This window comes from Serratia sp. ASV30 (assembly GCF_016428815.1).
In the GTDB taxonomy this organism is placed as follows: Bacteria; Pseudomonadota; Gammaproteobacteria; order Enterobacterales; family Enterobacteriaceae; genus Chania; species Chania fonticola_C.
This window is the reverse complement of record NZ_JAELTL010000057.1, coordinates 14,325-32,952: the sequence shown is the minus strand read 5'-3', so window position 1 is coordinate 32,952 and position 18,628 is coordinate 14,325. Positions and strand designations below refer to the sequence as shown.

The 18,628-nt window shown below is 51.0% G+C and carries 17 protein-coding genes and 1 pseudogene; 6 read left to right on the top strand and 12 right to left on the bottom strand.

Annotated elements, in window-relative coordinates; translation table 11 throughout:
- The first annotated feature begins 14 nt into the window (after positions 1-14).
- Positions 15-1,091, top strand: a complete 1,077-nt coding sequence (locus JHD74_RS20870) for a glucosyltransferase domain-containing protein (RefSeq protein ID WP_199063429.1) — start codon at positions 15-17, stop codon at positions 1,089-1,091.
- A gap of 134 nt (positions 1,092-1,225) precedes the next feature.
- On the opposite strand, the gene JHD74_RS20865 is transcribed toward JHD74_RS20870, so the two are convergent.
- The gene (locus tag JHD74_RS20865; protein WP_199063428.1) at positions 1,226-1,522 is read right to left on the bottom strand and encodes a putative quinol monooxygenase; all 297 of its coding nucleotides are present in this window, start codon (positions 1,520-1,522) and stop codon (positions 1,226-1,228) included.
- A 2-nt stretch (positions 1,523-1,524) separates the two neighbouring features.
- A complete protein-coding gene (locus JHD74_RS20860; protein WP_074029447.1) occupies positions 1,525-1,974 on the bottom strand; it encodes a helix-turn-helix domain-containing protein in 450 nt (149 codons plus the stop codon).
- 95 nt (positions 1,975-2,069) lie between these two features.
- Between JHD74_RS20860 and JHD74_RS20855 the strand changes: the two genes are divergently transcribed.
- Positions 2,070-3,278 (top strand): MFS transporter, encoded by a 1,209-nt coding sequence (locus JHD74_RS20855; RefSeq protein WP_199063427.1) that lies wholly within the window; start codon positions 2,070-2,072, stop codon positions 3,276-3,278.
- 23 nt (positions 3,279-3,301) lie between these two features.
- Here the strand turns inward: JHD74_RS20855 and JHD74_RS20850 are convergent, their stop codons facing one another.
- The 3 genes and pseudogenes from JHD74_RS20850 to JHD74_RS20840 all read right to left on the bottom strand — a co-directional run bounded on the left by JHD74_RS20850 (position 3,302) and on the right by JHD74_RS20840 (position 7,462).
- Positions 3,302-4,552: an MFS transporter gene (locus JHD74_RS20850; RefSeq protein ID WP_261160609.1), complete on the bottom strand. Its 1,251-nt coding sequence runs from the start codon at positions 4,550-4,552 to the stop codon at positions 3,302-3,304.
- A gap of 87 nt (positions 4,553-4,639) precedes the next feature.
- Positions 4,640-6,068 (bottom strand): annotated as a pseudogene (locus JHD74_RS20845) (DASS family sodium-coupled anion symporter).
- A gap of 41 nt (positions 6,069-6,109) precedes the next feature.
- The gene (locus JHD74_RS20840) at positions 6,110-7,462 is read right to left on the bottom strand and encodes an adenylosuccinate lyase family protein (protein WP_199063426.1); all 1,353 of its coding nucleotides are present in this window, start codon (positions 7,460-7,462) and stop codon (positions 6,110-6,112) included.
- Between the two features lie 245 nt (positions 7,463-7,707).
- On the opposite strand from JHD74_RS20840, the gene JHD74_RS20835 reads away from it, so the two are divergent.
- A complete protein-coding gene (locus JHD74_RS20835; protein ID WP_065686591.1) occupies positions 7,708-8,436 on the top strand; it encodes a GntR family transcriptional regulator in 729 nt (242 codons plus the stop codon).
- 8 nt (positions 8,437-8,444) lie between these two features.
- Here JHD74_RS20835 and JHD74_RS20830 read toward each other — a convergent pair whose 3' ends face one another.
- The 3 genes from JHD74_RS20830 to JHD74_RS20820 are packed head-to-tail and all read right to left on the bottom strand — an operon-like array spanning position 8,445 to position 9,944.
- On the bottom strand, positions 8,445-8,870 hold the full coding sequence (locus JHD74_RS20830; protein ID WP_074029441.1) for a GNAT family N-acetyltransferase: 426 nt from the start codon (positions 8,868-8,870) through the stop codon (positions 8,445-8,447).
- A 38-nt stretch (positions 8,871-8,908) separates the two neighbouring features.
- Complete coding sequence (locus JHD74_RS20825) at positions 8,909-9,379, bottom strand: SRPBCC family protein (RefSeq protein WP_024527009.1); 471 nt, start codon at positions 9,377-9,379, stop codon at positions 8,909-8,911.
- A 13-nt stretch (positions 9,380-9,392) separates the two neighbouring features.
- On the bottom strand, positions 9,393-9,944 hold the full coding sequence (locus tag JHD74_RS20820) for a DUF1571 domain-containing protein (protein ID WP_233169620.1): 552 nt from the start codon (positions 9,942-9,944) through the stop codon (positions 9,393-9,395).
- Positions 9,945-10,511: 567 nt separating this feature from the next.
- On the opposite strand from JHD74_RS20820, the gene JHD74_RS20815 reads away from it, so the two are divergent.
- Positions 10,512-10,760: a hypothetical protein gene (locus JHD74_RS20815; RefSeq protein ID WP_199063425.1), complete on the top strand. Its 249-nt coding sequence runs from the start codon at positions 10,512-10,514 to the stop codon at positions 10,758-10,760.
- Between the two features lie 174 nt (positions 10,761-10,934).
- Here the strand turns inward: JHD74_RS20815 and JHD74_RS20810 are convergent, their stop codons facing one another.
- Complete coding sequence (locus JHD74_RS20810; RefSeq protein ID WP_199063424.1) at positions 10,935-12,527, bottom strand: ABC transporter substrate-binding protein; 1,593 nt, start codon at positions 12,525-12,527, stop codon at positions 10,935-10,937.
- Positions 12,528-12,772: 245 nt separating this feature from the next.
- On the opposite strand from JHD74_RS20810, the gene pepT reads away from it, so the two are divergent.
- Together pepT and glsA are read left to right on the top strand one after the other, a co-directional pair.
- Positions 12,773-14,002, top strand: coding sequence for a peptidase T (pepT, locus tag JHD74_RS20805; RefSeq protein WP_199063423.1), 1,230 nt, complete (start codon positions 12,773-12,775; stop codon positions 14,000-14,002).
- Positions 14,003-14,487: 485 nt separating this feature from the next.
- The gene (gene glsA / locus JHD74_RS20800; protein ID WP_074029435.1) at positions 14,488-15,426 is read left to right on the top strand and encodes a glutaminase A; all 939 of its coding nucleotides are present in this window, start codon (positions 14,488-14,490) and stop codon (positions 15,424-15,426) included.
- Between the two features lie 111 nt (positions 15,427-15,537).
- On the opposite strand, the gene JHD74_RS20795 is transcribed toward glsA, so the two are convergent.
- The 3 genes from JHD74_RS20795 to rluF all read right to left on the bottom strand — a co-directional run bounded on the left by JHD74_RS20795 (position 15,538) and on the right by rluF (position 18,547).
- Positions 15,538-15,753: a YgdI/YgdR family lipoprotein gene (locus tag JHD74_RS20795; RefSeq protein WP_024527015.1), complete on the bottom strand. Its 216-nt coding sequence runs from the start codon at positions 15,751-15,753 to the stop codon at positions 15,538-15,540.
- 81 nt (positions 15,754-15,834) lie between these two features.
- Positions 15,835-17,421 carry a phosphoethanolamine transferase gene (locus JHD74_RS20790; protein WP_199063422.1) on the bottom strand — a complete coding sequence of 529 codons (1,587 nt, stop codon included), beginning with the start codon at positions 17,419-17,421 and terminating at the stop codon, positions 15,835-15,837.
- 376 nt (positions 17,422-17,797) lie between these two features.
- The gene (rluF, locus tag JHD74_RS20785; protein ID WP_199063421.1) at positions 17,798-18,547 is read right to left on the bottom strand and encodes a 23S rRNA pseudouridine(2604) synthase RluF; all 750 of its coding nucleotides are present in this window, start codon (positions 18,545-18,547) and stop codon (positions 17,798-17,800) included.
- Positions 18,548-18,628: the final 81 nt, after the last annotated feature.

Below are 18,628 nucleotides of genomic sequence, written 5' to 3'. Positions count from 1 at the left end.
GTGGGCTCTGAGATGTGTATAAGAGACAGGTTATTGCCTTGTTTCTTGCCGTGTTAGCCTATACTTATAGGAACGACAGCATAATTCGTGAAGGTTCAATAAAAATAATAGCGGGCGTGTTATCGCTAACCATCTATCAACCATGCATGAATATTTTCATCGGCCTGCTTGCCATTGATATGATGGTTATTGCAGTTAAAAGTGAATCTACAATAGCCCAATCCATAAAATTAATAATAAACAAGGCAGTGACATTTGTTTGTTTTTATCTGGTTTATATGCTGTTTTTTGCTGTAAAAAACAACTCGCGATCGGAAATTATTTTGCCGAATGCTGAGGGTGCTGAAAAACTGTTAAGCACGATAAAGGCATTGAAAGAACTGGTTCTATCGTATTTTTACGGTCCTGTTTATATCTATTTCCTGGTGCCTGTAGTGGTTGCTTTGGTATTCATGATAGTCAGGAATTATGCACATAAAAAGAAAATAATTTCATTCATGATATACGCTTTACTGTCATGTTTTATTTTCTTGGTGTCTCTAATGGGGCCAACAGTCCTTTTGCAAGATGCCCCTATATTTCCAAGGACTCTGGTTTCATTTTCGGTACTATTGGTCATTATTGCCATTCCGATTATGTATTTTTCTCCAAGATTAAAATATCTATCACTCGTCCCTCTAATCACCGTTTTTGCATTCAGTGCTCAGCTAAGCAGCGCCATGAAGTCACAGCGTGAATATGAGAATTTTGTTTTTAACATGATTGCCAGAGAAATACTGAGCCACCAAAATATAGAGTCTATCGGCATTACTGGGCAAGTGAATATTAACGAAAGAACAAAATTAATCATGGAAAACAAGCCGCTGATTGGCCATTTTCTTAGCCCGGCCTCTGAGTTTATTGCATCTTTCCAATTGATTAATAAGGGATTGACGCAAACATTGCATGGTTACGGTGATGAACAAGCCAATATGGATAGACTTGCAGGGATGATAGAAAAAGGCATTAAACCTGTATCCTCTAATAAGGACTATTCGTTATACGTTTCTGGCAATGAGGCCATAGTCACATTGGGAGTCACTAAACAGTAACTATTTATTATTAGCTCTATATTTTTAACGGAGCCTATAAATTTAATTTGCCTGTATCAAGCGGTTAACCAGGCCTGAGTTCGGTATTCAAACGGACTCAGGCTGGCCTGACGGGCTATTGCTTGGCTACTTCTCTATGCTTTCTCAGGAAAATTATCCATCAAAATATAAGTCGCCTCTTTGCGTTTATGTTGATCGATCAGCGGCACCAGGCGTTTAAAGTGTTCGGTCGCGCAGTGAGCCTCCAACGCCGCGCGATCTGGCCACTCTTCGATAAAGATAAAGTGCCCGGCATCCTTTTGATCGACATACAGATCATAGGCGATGCAGCGGGGTTCCTGCTTGGTGGCTTCAACCAGCTCTTGATAAAGTGGCAACACCGTTTCTATCGCTTCAACCTTGATAAAATCTTCGGCAATGACTTTCAGCATTTTTATTTCTCATCCACTTTTACGACTCGAGTATTGCGTAAGTTGAGTGCTTGCCCTGCATGACCGATTGGTGTCATACGAGGTATTGGCTGGTCGCTATCGTTTTCCACCAGGCGTGAATAGTCCTCTCCTGCCGCAAAAAGATGATCCTCTCCCCATTGGCGCAGTGCGACGATAATCGGGAAGATTTCGCGGCCTTTATCGGTCAGCAAATACTCCTGATAGGCGCTGCCATCGGCGGCAGGGCTTACTTGCAAGATCCCCTGGGCGACCAGCGTGCGTAGCCGAGTGGAAAGAATATTCTTTGCCATCCCCAGATTCTTTTGAAACTCACTAAACCGGCTGATGCCGTCAAAGGCGTCGCGGATGATCAACAGTGACCACCAGTCACCCAGCACATCCAAGGTTCGTGCTACTGGGCATTGAGCATCTTCAAGGCTTTTTCGTTTCATGCTGCGGCTCCAGAATTATTCTGGTTGCATTATAAAACCTCTTTCACTAAAGTGCATTGAGTTTAATAATGAAACCACTTATAACGAGGCGCTTGATGAGTGATAAACCGCTGGAAGCCTTCCGCTCGCAGTCTGTTGAGCTTTTACCTACGTCACTGGTGCTGCTGTTGGCCGCAGCCTGCGCTTTCAGCGTGGCCAATGTTTATTACGCGCAACCGCTGCTTGATGCCATTGCGGAGGATTTTAATATCAGCTTGGCAAGAGTAGGGATGGTGATTGCGGCGACCCAGGTCGGTTGTGCCTGTGCGCTGTTATTGGTGGTTCCTTTGGGGGATTTGCTGGATCGCCATCGCCTGCTGGCAGTGCAGCAAATACTGCTGATGCTCGCGTTGCTGATGGTCGGCGTGTCGAGCAGCAGCGTGGTGCTACTCGTGGCTATGCTGTTGGTGGGACTGTTGGGAACCGCAATGACGCAGGGATTGATCGCCTTTGCTGCTACGCTGTCATCTCCCCTGGAGCGCGGACGTGTGGTGGGGGCCGCTCAGGGGGGAGTGGTGATGGGGTTACTGCTGGCGCGCACTCTCTCTGGGGGACTCGCGGATATCGGCGGTTGGCGAACGGTCTACTTTTTCTCAGCGGCTATTACCCTGATATTACTTCCTGTTCTGGCTCGTTTATTGCCAAAGCAGCCAGCTTCCGAGTTGAAGTTGAGTTATTGGCAACTGCTGAGCTCAATGCTGAGCCTGTTACGCCATGACCGGATTTTGCAGGTGCGCGGTATGTTGGCGTTGCTGATGTTCGCGGCATTCAGCATCTTCTGGAGCACGCTGGTTCTCCCCTTGAGCCAGCCCCCATTTCTTTTTTCTCATTCGACCATTGGTGCATTTGGGTTGGTAGGGGCAGTTGGTGCGATGGCGGCGATGAGAGCCGGGCATCTGGCTGACCAAGGCTGGGGGCAGACAGTTAGCGGGATGTGCCTGTTGTTGTTGATGATCGCTTGGTTGCCGCTTGGGTTGATGGAGCGAGGAATGGCGTACCTGATTGGCGGTATCATCTTGCTGGATCTGGCCGGGCAGGCAATCCATGTCCTGAATCAGAGCATGATTTTCACTGCGCACCCGCAGTCCCACAGTCGCCTGGTTGGGTGCTACATGCTGTTTTATGCCGTTGGCAGTGGATTGGGGGCGTTTGCCGGTAGCCATATTTATGCGTGGGCGGGGTGGCATGGCGTATGCTGGCTGGGCGGCTCGGTAAGCCTGGTGGCATTGCTGTTCTGGTGGCGCACGCTGAAATATTGCCGTTGACCCTTCCATACGCCAGCGCAGGGTTATGCTGCCGCTTTTTTTTCCGCCATACCCTGGATAAACAGCAATCCCAACGCAATGACGACCGGAATAAACACCAGCATATTCAGCCAGAACCAGCCGAGAATATGCATCATCTGCCCAGATAACAGAGAGGCTAATGCGGTAGTACCGAAAACAAAAGAGTCATTCAGTGATTGAACCTTCAGCCGTTCCTGATGCGTGTAACAAGCGCTCAGCATGACGGTTGCGCTGACAAAACCAAAGTTCCAGCCGACACCCAGCAGGATTAATCCGCCCCAGAACCAGATTACCTCGGTGCCTATCATGGAAACTGCAGCGGCGCAGGCCGTCAGCAATAGCCCGCTGGCACAGACGTTACGTGGCCCAAAACGCGATATCAGCCGGCCAGTGATAAACGCCGGCGCGTACATGGCCAGAATATGCCATTGGATCCCTAATGTGGCAGTGGACAGACTGTGTCCGTGATGGATCATCGCCAGCGGCGTTGCGGTCATCATAAACGTCATCAGACCATAAGAAACCAAGGCTGCCACTGCTGTGGTGATAAAGCGCAATGAGCTGGCGATTTCCCCCAGAGAGCGGATTTTATCTGTTGATGTTGTTTGAACGGAGTCGGAAAGCGGGTTTTGTTGAGCTGCCAAGCGAGTAGTCATGTGCCTCATTTGCCATAAAAGCAGCAATGCAACCAACGCCAGCAGAGACTGCCCGAGGAAACTGGCTGACAGGGGAACTGGCAACAGGTTTTGCGTCCAGATCACCAGTTGTGGGCCAATCACCGCAGCCAACAGTCCGCCGAGCATAACCCGGGAGATCGCTACGGGTTGCTCAGGTTTGGCGACATAATCCGTTACCGCAAAACGGTAGCTTTGTACGCATGCCGCGTAACCCCCGGCCATCAGGCAGCCCAGACAGAACAGGATGAAGGAGCCGTTTATGACGCCCCATGCAGCTATTATCCCCCCGATGAGCGCACTGAACGCACCAAGGGTATAGGCGTTAACGCGCCCAAAGCGGGCTATCAGGGCTCCTACCGGTAACACCGACAAGGCCAGGCCAATGTTGAAGAGGCTGACCGGTAGCGTGGATAAGGCTTTATTACTGCTTAATGTTTCACCTACCAACCCGCCTAGCGAGATAATAATCGCAGGCGAGGATGCACCTATCGCCTGAAGGGCAAAAAGCAGATGTACGTAGCGCTTTGTTTGTGCGCGGTAGGTGTCTATCCCTGTATTGACGCCAGCCGGATCCACGATGGCTATTCCTTGGTTGGTTAGGGGGAGTGAATATCCTCAATGAACCAGGCGCTATATCCATGACGCCTGATTCGGTAATAGTGATCAATAGTACCCTAGCAATTTCCACCAGGCGAGGCCTACAACGAAGATCAGAATGACGTTGAACGTCACCACGCAAAAATTGATTTTGTAGAAACGTGGCCGTTCAAAATATCCCTGAGCGAAGTAAATGGGGCCAGGGCCGCCGCCATATTCGGTATTTCCCCACATCAAATTGCTGAAAATACCAAAACAGATGGCAACCATCATCGGTGGCGCGCCAGCAGCGATAGCGGTAGCCGCGAACGGTGCATACAGTGCAGCGACATGGCCGGAGGCCGTGGCAAACAGATAATGCACATAAATATACAGTATCCCCAGAATGACAAACGTCTGCATTGCGCCAAAACCGCTAATAGTGGTTTCGAGCTTGGTGGTCATCCAACTGATAAAACCGAGGCTGGATAGCCCGCCCGCCCGCCAGGCTGATGATGACGCTGAACCAGATCACCGTATCCCACGCGGCCTGATCTTTAAGCAGGTCTTTCCAACTCACGGCATGAGTAGCAAACAGATAGGCAGCCAACCCCAGCCCTACCGTGGTGGCTGATAATCCTGTCAGCAGACTGGTGCCCCAACCCAGCAGCGCCAAGATAAAACCCAGCGCGACCTTTTTTTCAACGCCTGACATAGCACCCAGCTCATTGAGGGCACGGCGTCCCATATCTTTCGCTTCCGGGGTCTTTTTAAGTTCCGGGTTCAAGATCTTATAGACCAGCAGTGGCATCAGAAAAAAGCACACCATGGCGGGAACGACCGCGGCCACGAACCAGCCACCCCAGGTTATTTCTACCCCCAACGAATCTTTTGCCAGGCTGCCCACCAGTGGGTTCGCCGCCATACCCGTCAGAAATATGGCACCGGTAATGGGGGTGAACTGGAAGCACACCATAATCAGAAAGTCGCCGATCTTTTTACCGCTCTTACCTGGTGCCGACCCTAAGACTTCATTGATAGAGCGTACGATGGGAAAGATGATGCCTCCCGATCTGGCGGTTACCGATGGCATGGCCGGAGCCATAATCAGATCGGATACCCCTAGCGAGTAGGCAATCCCCAGGCTGCTGCCACCAAATAGTGACAGCATTTTATAGGCGATACGCTTGCCCAAGCCGGAGGTAACGAACCCCAGTGACAGGATATAAGCACAGAAAATCAGCCATACTGTCCCACTGGCAAAGCCGGATAAGGCTTTAGCCTCCGTCAGGGTTCCGGTAAAAATGGCTACGCAAAGCGCGACCAGCATGACTGCCCCGGAGGGCAGAGGTTGAGTCAGAATTGCCGCAATAGTTGCTGCAAAGATGGCGAACATCTGCCAAGCCTGCGGTGTTAATCCCTCGGGGACCGGGTAAAGCCAGATTGCCAAGCCTAAAAGCAGTGGGATCAGGGTGGCGATAGCTTTTTTCTTTCTGTCGGGTGATCCTGCTGACATAATTATCTCCTTATACAAGGATTGAATTTCCTGCGGATGCGTTAGCCCTGTTTGGCTGATTGCTGTACTGCCCGATCCACCATTTGCGGTGCCATACCCAAATAATTGGTCGGATCGGTAAGCTGCTCAATCAGCTCTGGCTCCAGACGACTGGCAATAGCCGGTAACGCGTTCAGCACATCGGCGAGGCGTCCACCCTGTTCATTGACAATGCGGCAGGCGTCATACACCACATCATGGGCATCCTGGCGGCCAATATAAGGTGCAAGCCCCATCATCACGGCTTCTGCTACGATCAACCCATTAGTCATGTCCAGGTTTTTTGCCATGGCAGCTTCATCCACAATCAGCCCACCGAGCATAAATCTTGCCTGTTTCAGTGCACCAGCGCTGAGAATGAAGCTTTCTGGGATGGCTATCCATTCGGCATGCCAGGGCCCGGTAGCGCGCTCCAGATCCTGGACCATCGCATCCAACATCAACCCAGCCTGCTGACGAACTCCTTTGGCACAGGCCAGCATAAGCTCACTGGATATGGGATTGCGTTTTTGCGGCATGGTACTGCTGGCACCACGGCCTTTGACGAAGGGCTCATAGAGTTCGCCGAATTCGTTTGAGGCCATTAGCATGACGTCATAGGCGATTTTGCCCAACGATCCGGTGATCAGGCCCAACAGGTTAACGGCTTCGGCAAAACCGTCGCGTGCTACATGCCAGGTGGAGTCCGGAATACCCAGCCTCAGCTCTTCCATCATCGCCTGCTGCACAGCCAGCCCCTTATCCCCCAGCGATGCCAACGTCCCGGCGGCTCCGGCGAATTGACCTACCAGGACGCGCGGGCGGGCTTGTGCCAGGCGTTCAGCGTGCCGATCAAACATATTGAGCCAGATTGCCGCCTTATAACCGAAGGTGATCGGCAAGGCTTGCTGCAAATGGGTGCGTCCGGCCATTGGGGTGGTTCGGTAGCGCTGTGCCATGTCAGCCAGAATGCGGCGTAGTTCGTTGATATCGGTTTCGATAAGTTCGAATGCATCGCGGATTTGCAGGACTACTGCGGTATCCATAATATCTTGTGTCGTTGCCCCCCAGTGAACGTATCCCCCTGAGCTGCCAGCCTGCTTCGATATCTGATGCACCAACGGTAAAATGGGATAGCCAACGATTTCGGTTTCATGACGCAGTAGGTCAAAATCCAGCGTGTCTGCACTGCATCTGGCCGCAATTTCCTCTGCGGCTTCCACTGGGATCACCCCACAGCGAGCTTCGGCTTTGGCCAGAGCGACCTCCACCTCGACGTACTTGCGTACCAACTCGCGATCATCAAAAATGGCACGCATTTCCGGGGTACCAAAAGCGTCACGGAACAGAATAGAATCAAGAACATTAGAAGCCATATTGCCTCCCTGAGTGTAAGAATGGTGGTAAGATTTATTTCATATGTCATATAGGGACAGGTGGCTAAACAGCAGCTCGTGAGGCGCGAGGAAACGAGGACTCTTGCTGTTCAGGCTTCCTTAAATGTCCGTACATTTAATATGTACGGACAATATATAATGTACGGACATTTGAGCAAAGCTGTCTTGCTACAACTTTGTGATGTTGATCTGAAAGTTTTTTCGGGAGTAACGGCCAGACCGCTATGAAAGAATCTCTTTATAAACGTATTGCTCGTGAGCTGGTGCAAAGCATTGCCTCGGGTAAGTACCCGGTAGGCACGCTGTTGCCACCTGAAATGGAGCTGTGCGAACAGTTTGATGTCAGCCGACATACCATTCGTGAAGCCTTGCGTGATATCACCGAGCAGGGGTTGATCGTCAGGCGTAAGGGGATTGGCACGCTGATAGTGGAAAAAAAATCAGACAGCGCTATGAATCACCCGCTGGCCAGCCTGGAAGATTTGCTTTTCCTGGCCAACAATAACCTTCGGGTGGTGAAAAAGATTGATGAGGTGGTGGCTGATGAGGAGCTATCTCAAGTGATCGGCGGTGCGCCAGGGTCGCGCTGGTTACATATCGCCAGTATCCGTGAAGACGGCGCAAAGAAAGACGCCCCCATCTGCTGGACAGACAGCTATACCCGACTTATTTATGACAAGATACGTCGCCTGGTGCGCAGCGATCCCTACGCATTGATCAGCGAGCTGATTGAAAAACATTATGGGGTCAAGAGTGAAGAGGTTCGGCAGACCATCACCGCCGTTGGCGTATCGCCGAAAATTGCCAAAGTGCTTGGCGTTGAACCCGGCTCACCCGCACTGAGAATTGTTCGTCGTTACGTGGACCGCCATGGTGAAACGTTCGAAACGACGGTGTCCATCCATCCGGCGGACAGATACGCTTGTTCCATTGTGCTGAAACCGCAAGCTTAAGAACAACGCTATCCTTTCGGCGAATGTAAAAGGTAATACTCTTCGCCGCCGTCACCACCGGTGGAGACGATCTGCCAGCCGTGCTTGTGATAGAACGCCAGCGCCTTGTCATTTTTCACCAGGCACTTGAGCGACCCGGTTGAGGTAAACGTCTGTTCTGCGGCATGCAACAGCGCGCTGCCCACGCCCTGCGGCGGCAGGAGAGGATCGACATACAGATTATGAATAAAATTATCGGCGTGATAAATCGAGACAAAGCCGAGCAGCTTGCCGTCCCGTTCGGCTACCCAGATCTCTTCGCCAATCGTTGAGCGATCAAAATCTTCCAGCCGATAATTTCGCGTGTCACGCCAGGTAAAGGCGGTTTGGCGGGCGGCCAGATACAGGCTGCGCAGGAAAAGGCGATCGGCCTCTTGGTAAGGTCTTATGTGCATGGCGGCTCCTGATGATTTGCTAGCACTATAGCTGACAATCAACTCATTTCAACGCTGGTACCCAGCCGTTGCGCCAATCCTTTGGCTCCGGCCCGCATCACCGCATCGTGGTTCCAGCGAAATAACGGTGCTGCCAGCGGTGCCAGGCAGTTCATCCAGAGCGTAGTGGTTCGGACATGCCAGGTATAACGCGCAAGGGTATAAACCCCATCGGAACTTAACAGCCATTGGCCAACCCCTTCAACTTCGCCGCTGGCTTGTCCCTCCAATAGCTGTAGTGGCACGATATTGACTATATGCATGTCGAAAGTGATGCGGTAAGGCAGCACGCCTTGCCAGGTATAATGATGTAGCGCCCCGATCCCAAGCTCATTGCCTTTCACTATCTCGACCACCTGTAACAGGTTTTTCCACCAGCTTGGCCAGATATCGGGATGATAGAGTACCTCCCACACCGTCTGTAATGGGGCTTTGATACGCCAGGTGGTGACGAACTGGTATTCGGCCATATTGGGCTCTGCCTTAAGGGGTAAAGAAGTCAGTGGGAAAATGCAGGTTGAACACCAGAGCGTCCATCATCACGGTTTCTATTTCTCGATTGTCGGTATCGTAGCTGACCACCTTGGTTGGGAAGCTGTGGCTATCCTCTAACCAAACCTCATAACGGTGAACGCCACCGACATTAACCCCCGCTGCTCCAAGGATGGTGACATGCAAAGCGGCTTGTCCCGCCAGGGCTTCCTTACCGATGACGGTCGTTTTTCCCCCTTGCTGGAGGTGGCGAATATTACGCAGCAAGGTGCCAACGTCCGATTGGTCTATGCGATGGCCGTTAGGGCCTTGTACCAACGAGTTGCTGGGTGACAGGCTCAGCACTGGCAGAGTGCCGATACCGAATGGCCATACGCGTACCTTAGCGCTATCGGGATCATAGATCAGCACGGCACCACGATGAGGTTCGCTGAAATCCATCCGCACATAGCCCGGCTTACGGTAGCTGTAACGCATCAGGGTGCGATCGCCTTGTGCCGAGCGTGAGTCGATCTTGCACTGATACTCAGCAATCTGGGCCAATTGCTCCTGCGCCTGACTAATCGGGTCAGATGGGGATGCTGCGAAAGTATGAGCGCTAGCTATCAACATCGTTGCCAGAAGCCATTGGTGGCCGAATAAGTGGTTGATACTTTTCTCCCTGTGGAACCCTGGCCGAAAAAGGCTGGCCTCATTAATTAAATATAGGATCTGGATCACAGAGGAGAGCGGTTTATTCTTCATCCTACAAATATCGTAACATTCGAATGTTTGCGTGCTGATGCGCAGCATACCCTGAGTAAGTTTTTGACCAGCAACAGTGGTAGCAGGATGGCGGTTCCCCATTCCGCAGCTCGGTGATGTTTATCCAGGTGCTACCCGCAAATGCTGGCAGAGATGATGATGGAACGTGACGAAATTGACGATATTAAGGTTTTCGCGGCCCAGGCCATCCAGTATTGGCCCCAGTGAATGGTTGTATTTTTTCTTGGTGTTGCCATCTCTGGTTACTTGCTATGCTACCTGCCGTAAATCCTGCACCGGATTGGTTTCCAATGTGTGAACGTGCGTTCCCTGCGCTTTCCCTAACCATAGTGAGTCTGACATTTCATGAAAATTAAAAAAAATATGTACTTGGTTTTTCTGCTGGCCATTTCTCTTGGTGGTCACGCTGCTCAAGTAAAACCTGTTGAGCCTGAGAATGGCCATACTAAATTGCAGAACGGTCAAGACGGTCAGGATGGTCAGGATGGTCAGGATGGTCAGGATGGCCAGAATGGTCAAGACGGTCAGAATGGCCAAGACGGTCAGAATGGTCAGAATGGTCAAGACGGCCAGAACGGTCAGTCATCAATTTGAAATCTGATTATACCTTGAAGCTAGGCTGGCTGCTGGATGTATGCGTGGGGGGCAGGTTGCAGTTGTGATAGCTATCACAGTCAGATTGTTGCGAAATTCGGTTACGGGGCAGTAATAAAAAAGGCTTCATCCCTCTCGGTTTGAAGCCCTTAGTCATCGTTCAAGCGTCAGCGCTTATTTCACATCGACCTGATAGAAAATATGCTTGCCGAACGGGTCGATTTCGTATCCGGTGACCTCTTTGCGCACCGGCTCAAAAATCGTCGAGTGGGCAATCATCACCGCCGGCATCTGATCGTGCATCATCTGCTGGGCTTCCTTGTAAAGCGCTACGCGCTTTTGGTGGTTACTTTCGGCTCGAGCCTCCAGGATCAGCTTATCAAACGGCTGATAACACCACTTCGACGAGTTAGAGCCGCCGTTGGCTGACGTGCAGCTATACAGCGGGCCAAAGAAGTTATCCGGATCCCCGGTTGCCGTGGTCCAGCCCATCAGTGCGGCCTGATGCTCGCCGTTTTTCACCCGCGTCAGGTACTCGCCCCACTCATAGGTCACTACTTTGGCCGTTACGCCCACTTTCGCCCAGTCGGCCTGGATCATCTCTGCCATGCGCTTGGCGTTCGGGTTATACGGGCGTTGAACCGGCATTGCCCACAGATCGATGGTCATACCGTTGGCGAAGCCAGCTTCTTTCAGTAGGGCTTTGGCCTTCTCCGGATCGTAATCGTAGTCTTTCAAATCCGCATCGGCACTCCACACGCCCGGAGGCAGTATATTTTTCGCCGCAGTGCCAGTACCTTGGAATACTGCCTCGATGATTGCCGGTTTATTGATGGCCAACGCCAACGCCTGACGGACCTTCACGTTATCCAGCGGGGCCTTTTGAGTGTTAAACGCCAGGAAGCCGGTGTTCAAGCCTGCTTTTTGCATCAGGTTGATGTCTTTATTTTCCCTCATGCGTGGCAGGTCTGCCGGGTTAGGGAACGGCATCACCTGGCATTCATTTTTTTCCAGCTTGGCGTAACGGATCGACGCGTCCGGCGTGATGGAGAACACCAGACGGTCGGTTTTCGCTTTGCCCTGCCAGTAATCAGGGAAGGCGGTAAACAGGATGCGGGAGTCTTTATGATATTGCTTCAATTCAAACGGCCCGGTGCCAATCGGCTCCATATCTACACGCTCTGGCGTGCCCGCCTTCAACATGCTATTGGCGTATTCCGCAGAGAGAATTGAGGCGAAATACCAGCCTAAATCGGCAACAAACGGCGCTTCCGGATGGGCCAGCGTGAAACGCACGGTATGGTCATCAACCTTGTCGATGGCGGTGATTAGCTTGCCGAACTCCAGGCTTTCGAAGTTGGAGTAGTTGCCGTTGGAAACGTTGTGATAGGGATGGTTTGGATCTTTCTGGCGCATAAACGAGAAGATCACATCGTCGGCGTTAAAATCGCGCGTCGGCGTGAAATATTTGTTGCTCTGGAACTTCACTCCTTGGCGCAGATGGAAGGTGTACACCTTACCGTCTTCGCTGACGTCCCAGCTTTCTGCCAGGCTAGGCTGCAGTTCGGTGGTACCGACTTTGAAATCCACCAGTCGGTTATAGATCGGCACCGCGCTGGCATCTACGCTGGTCCCGGAGGTGTAGAGTTGCGGGTTAAAGTTTTCTGGTGAACCTTCTGAACAATAGACTAACGTTTTTGCTGCTACCCCAGAGCTTATTGAGAGCGCTGCTATGGCCAGCGCAAGCTTTGTAATTTTAATTATCATCACTATCTTCCTGTTGGTGAGCCTACCACTGAAAAATAAAGCTTGTACTAAAGCGCTTAATAAATAACATTAAATTTACATTGTCAGCAAACAACATCGAACGATAACAATGAGGTCAACGCTAGCCTCGGTAAAGGCAGTAGTTGGCAAAAATAAACTCTAACAAAAGGGTGAATTCTGAAAGATTGCTCTGGTGATCCTAGCCATGGAAGCCTTGCAAACGGGATGCGTTCATACACAACATAATGTCTTCACCGCTCGCCACGCAGTTAACCCAACGTTTCTTCCGCTATCTGGCCGTCACCAGCCAGAGCAACCCAGCGGTGAGTACTTTGCCCAGCACTCCTGGCCAGTTCGCCATGGCGGAGATGCTGGCTGAGGAACTACGCCAACTCGGCCTGGATAATGTGGTTATTGACGAACATGCCACCGTCACCGCAGTGAAAAAAGGCAACGTACCTGGTGCGCCACGTATCGGATTCATCACCCATATTGATACCGTAGACGTTGGTTTATCGCCGGATATCCATCCACAAATCTTGCGCTTTACCGGTGAGGATTTGTGCCTGAACGCGCAGCAAGATATCTGGCTACGCACTGCTGAACACCCGGAAATCAAAGCCTATCCGGGAGAAGAGATTATTTTCAGCGACGGCACCAGCGTGTTGGGGGCGGATAACAAAGCGGCCGTCACGGTAGTGATGACGGTGTTGGAAAACCTTACCGCAGAGGACCAACACGGCGATATCGTGGTGGCGTTTGTACCGGACGAAGAGATTGGCCTGTGTGGCGCCAAAGCGCTGGATCTGGCGCGTTTCGACGTCGACTTTGCCTGGACCATCGACTGCTGCGAATTGGGTGAAGTGGTGTATGAAAACTTCAACGCCGCCAGCGCCGAACTGCGCTTTACCGGCGTGACCAGTCACCCGATGTCCTCTAAAGGTGTGCTGGTGAATCCGCTGCTGATGGCGATGGATTACATCGGCCACTTCGATTGCCAGCAGACTCCTGAGCATACCGAAGGGCGCGAAGGTTATATCTGGTTTAACGGTATGCAGGCATCGCAAAGCGAAGCGCTGCTGAAAGCCAATATCCGTGATTTCGATTTGGCGAATTTTGAGCGCCGCAAACAGCAGATTGGTGAAGTGGCGGAGAAGATTGCTGCGCAATATCCCACCGCTCGGGTGGAGTATCACATCAGCGATACCTACAGCAATATCAGCAATGCCATCACCGATGACCGCCGGGCCATAGATTTGATTTTTGCCGCACTGGCCGAGTTGAACATTGAGCCTAAAGTCATCCCGATGCGCGGCGGTACAGACGGTGCGGCGCTGTCTGCCAAAGGGTTATTAACGCCAAACTTCTTTACCGGCGCGCATAATTTCCATTCACGGTTTGAGTTTTTACCCCTCAAGTCGTTTGAGGCTTCTTATAATGTGGCGTTAACGCTGTGTAAGCTGGCGGCTAAATAAAGGAGGATATCGCTTCAACATTATCGCAGCCAGGCTTATTCAAGCCTGGCTGCGAAAGTTCTATTTGTTTGGTTAACTCGAATAAACACGAAAGCCGCTACGATTTAGCAGATAAAAACTCAGACAGCCGCTATTTTTTCACTATGATCAGATGATAATCGCCGTTTATGCCGATATAGCTGGTCATACCGCTATTGAAACTATCCTATCGCCATTATGTTAGCAGCAGTGGGTAACGTACTGATCTTTGTGCCAGGCACTTTGGGTCCCTCAGCCCGATATCAATCTTGGGTGCCTATTACACAATGTTTAAGTGGGGGGGCCTAGAATGGCTGGACCTGATGGTGGCTTTGCATAGCCATTGGCGTGATGAGAACTATTGAGCCTGCTGTAATAACCGCTCAGGTGCCAAAACCTTAATATTTCTTTCAAGGGTTGAGAGTATTATCTCCCAACTCCGCAAATTCAGTCTGGGAGTCAACAACATGACTATCGATTTACAACGTCTTCAACAGGTGGCATCGGATGCCTATGCGCAGTATTCCACATTGAGTGGCGGCGAGAATGCCAGCTATATCCCTTTTTTAGCGAGCGTGCCAAGCCATTTAGCCGCCTTGGCGATTGTAACCGTTGACGGGGATATCATTTCTCAGGGGGATGCGGAGTTTCGCTTTGCGCTGGAGTCAATTTCAAAAGTGTGCTCGCTCGCCTTGGCGTTGGAAGATGTTGGCCCACAACAGGTTCAGGACAAGATTGGTGCTGATCCCACTGGCTTGCCCTTTAACTCAGTGATTGCTCTGGAGCTACATAAAGGTAAACCCCTCTCGCCGCTGGTGAATGCCGGGGCAATGTCAACGGTGAGCTTAGTGAAAGCGAGTGACCGTGAAAACCGCTGGTTGCGTATTCTTGATATGCAACAGCAGTTAGCGGGTGCACAAATCGCACTCTCTGACGAGGTGAATGATTCAGAGCAAACGACCAACTTCCATAACCGTGCGATCGCCTGGTTACTCTATAGCGCCGATGCGATGTACTGCGATCCAATGGAAGCCTGCGATGTGTATACCCGTCAATGTTCAACGCTGCTTAATACCATTGAATTGGCCACGATGGGGGCGACAATTGCCGCCGGTGGTATCAACCCCGTCAGCAAAAAGCGAGTGCTGACAGAGTCTAACACGCCCTTTATTTTGGCAGAAATGACGATGGAAGGGATGTATGGCAGTTCTGGCGATTGGGCATACACCGTTGGTTTGCCAGGTAAAAGTGGTGTTGGGGGCGGTATTTTGACCGTGGTGCCTGGTGTAATGGGGATTGCTGCGTTCTCACCACCACTTGATCCCGTTGGTAACAGCGTGCGGGGGCAAAAAATGGTTGCGGCTGTTGCCCAGCAAATGGGATATAACCTTTATCGGGGGCGTTAATCATGAACAGGCCGCCAGTTTCTAAGGGCCTGTATAAAAAATGCAACCGCTGCAATCCATGGCAAGGCTTTACGCATGGCGGGCGTGAAAGTCACGCAGCCGCAGGAAAGGCTATTTTTTGACTATCCCTGAAATATCATTGGTATTGATCAGATGATAGTCGCCGTTCATGTCAGTATAGCTGGTCATTCCGCTATTGCGGTCAGTGTCCGGTTCGCCGTGGGCCTGTAGGCTATCGCCATATTTAGTCGTGATAATGTAGTCACTGGTGCAACCTGCCAGCGCCAGTGTCAGGAAAATGAGAGGCAGAAAAGTGAGTTTTTTCATTGGTCAACAGGCTCTTTCCATTTTAACTGCCTCATATTACAGACAAAGTGGCCCGAGATGCAAAGGCTACCTTGTTACACTTCAGCGCGTTTGGGTTTCAAAGATATCCGTCGGCAAATGGGTGTAGTCCACCTTCTTGAGCTTAAAGTTGGTGATATAGACGGGGCCGGCTTTTTGCTCGGAAAGAAACGAGTATTTCGGCGTCAGCTCTTTGGTTTTTATCCCGGTCCACGAAGCGAAAAAGGTCAGGAAATCATTGGCTGAACGAGGGGCTTTAATCAGGCGGTGTTCGGTGTCATCGCTGGAAAGCACCATAAAGGGGACCTGAAAATTTTGTTGAAACTGGTCATCGTGCGCCAGATATTGCACCTGGGTACCGCGCTCTTTAAATGCCAGACCATGATCGGAGAAGTAGACCATTGAGAAACTTTCCCCGGTATCGCGTAACTGCTGATAGAGCTGTTTTAGCAGGCTGTCAGTTTGCGTCATGGTGTAAAGATAGCAGGAAGTTTCTTTGGATTGTACAAAGTCCGCGTATTTCCCCTGAGTTCGGTCGCAGGCTTGCGGATGTGAACCCATCAGGTGCAAGACGATCAGTTGCGGGTTAGTGTTGCGCGGGGCGGCAAAAACCTGGGCGGTCATCTTGAGCAGCGTTTCATCATGGGTATTCTTATCTGCTTCAAAATCACCGTTTTTCAGAAACTGCACTTCATCGGCACGTTTGGCAATGCTGGCGATAGCGGTGTCATATTCACCAATTTGGCCTTGGTTTGAGAACCACCAGGTCTGAAAACCTGCCCGATTGGCCAACGTGACGAAGTTATCTTGATACTGGGGTTTACCGTTAATAACACGGGTTAACGTAATGCCGAGCGATTTCTGTGTTGATCCGCTGGCCGCAATATAGTTAAGCAACAGCGTGCCGTTTACGTGGCTGGCAAAGGGGGTATTGTCCCAGTGCCCACCAAACGCACCTAAGGCATCTCGCCGCGCGCTTTCGCCGATCACTACCATGTAAATATGATACTTCGGTTTCACCGCCAGCACGTTCCAGGAATCTTTCAGTTGCGAAAGCGCCTGCATACGGGCTTTTTCATCAATCACTTCCTGGTTATTGACGATCACATCTCTGACGAAGCGAAACACGGGATAACCAGAGTCGGTCAATTTAAACACGCCACCGTACGCCAGATTCTGTACTGGCGTGACAAAAAAGCAGACCACGCTGATGGTGAGACATAAGCTGTTGAGGGTGTTCCAAGCGCCTTTCGGGGTTGGCTTACGGCGCAACGCGATAATGCCCAGAGCCAGAATAAACAGCGACACCAGATAGCTGTACCACGGGAAGATGGTCAATATCTCGCTGGACTCTTCCACCGAGGTCGAGTGTAACGCCAGCAGGGTATTAAAATTGGGCGAGCCATAGGCCTGAGCAAACGGGAAATACATGGCAGCGATGAGGCTACACAGCCCGATCACACTCTTTTGCAAGCGTGGGCTGAGACGCCACAGCAGCAGTAACACACAGCCGAACGCCACGGCATACAGCAGACTAAATGGATAGCCGAGGGCGAAGTTGATCAGCAGCGACTGCAGGAAATAAAAGCCTGTCCACGGGGTTAGGGTGACATCACGTGCTGCCAGGGTATCTTTAACCGTTGAGTTCATGTTTACCGAAAGTTATCAAATGCTGTGTGGTAACTCTGACAAGAGAAGAGTCATAAATCCGTGTGGTAGACGGAAAGGGGGAGGAGGGATAGACCGCATCCAGCGAGCCGCTTCATGTACCCGGATGCGAGAAGATAGAGCCGAATGAAAACAAGATCAACTGATAATTACGGGCTGTTTTGAGAGGTTGATTACAATTTCGAGCGGAAAGAGAAGTAAAGTGGAACGGTGCGGATATTCAAGAAAATTGCAGCACCCTTTGTGTGAACGGATCGTTATCAGTACGCCCCCTTTTTAGGGGCATCCAGAGCATTTTGTATCAGGTTAATCAGTATGGTCCGAGGAGCTATATTGCTACTGTCGCTTAAATCTGGCGTTATTGAAGCGGGGAGGAAATATCCTCGGATGAGGAGTGTTCAACCAGTTTAAATAGCTCGCGCCGTTCCTCTGTGGTGAAATCCCGCCATTCGCCCAGCGGCAACCCTTTCAGAACGATGTTCATAATACGTGCGCGCTCAAGCTTGGTGACTTCATAACCAAAATATTTGCACATGCGGCGGATTTGGCGGTTAAGCCCTTGCACCAGGGTGATGCGAAACACCTGCGGAGCTTCTTTCTCCACTAGGCATTTTTGAGTCACCGTGCCCAGGATGGGGACGCCTGCGCTCATGCCCTGAATAAACTCATTGGTCACCGGTTTGTTGACGGTGACCAGATACTCTTTTTGATGATTATTGCCAGCACGAAGGATCTTATTGACCAACTCGCCGTCATTGGTCAGGAAAATCAGACCCTGGGAGTCTTTATCCAGGCGTCCGATAGGAAAGACGCGTCTGCTGTGATTAACGAAATCACCGATGTTATCCCGCACGTGCTTCCCCATGCTGGTGATGATGCCAACAGGCTTATTCAGTGCGATAAGCACCAAATCGTCCGCACTACGCGGTTCGATCGGCTGGCCGTTAACTTTCACCATATCCCCGACCAATACCTGATCGCCCAAGGCGGCTAACCGGCCGTTGATGAAAACGTGGCCCTCCTTGATGTGGAGATCGGCAGTGCGACGAGAACAAATGCCGCTGTCGCTAATGTATTTGTTAAGGCGGATAGATGAGTGAGTTAGCATGGTTTCCCCGTCAAACGCGAACTATACATTACCTGGGGGGGGACGGAGTCTCTTTTTATTTTTTGACGCTATCGCGTGATT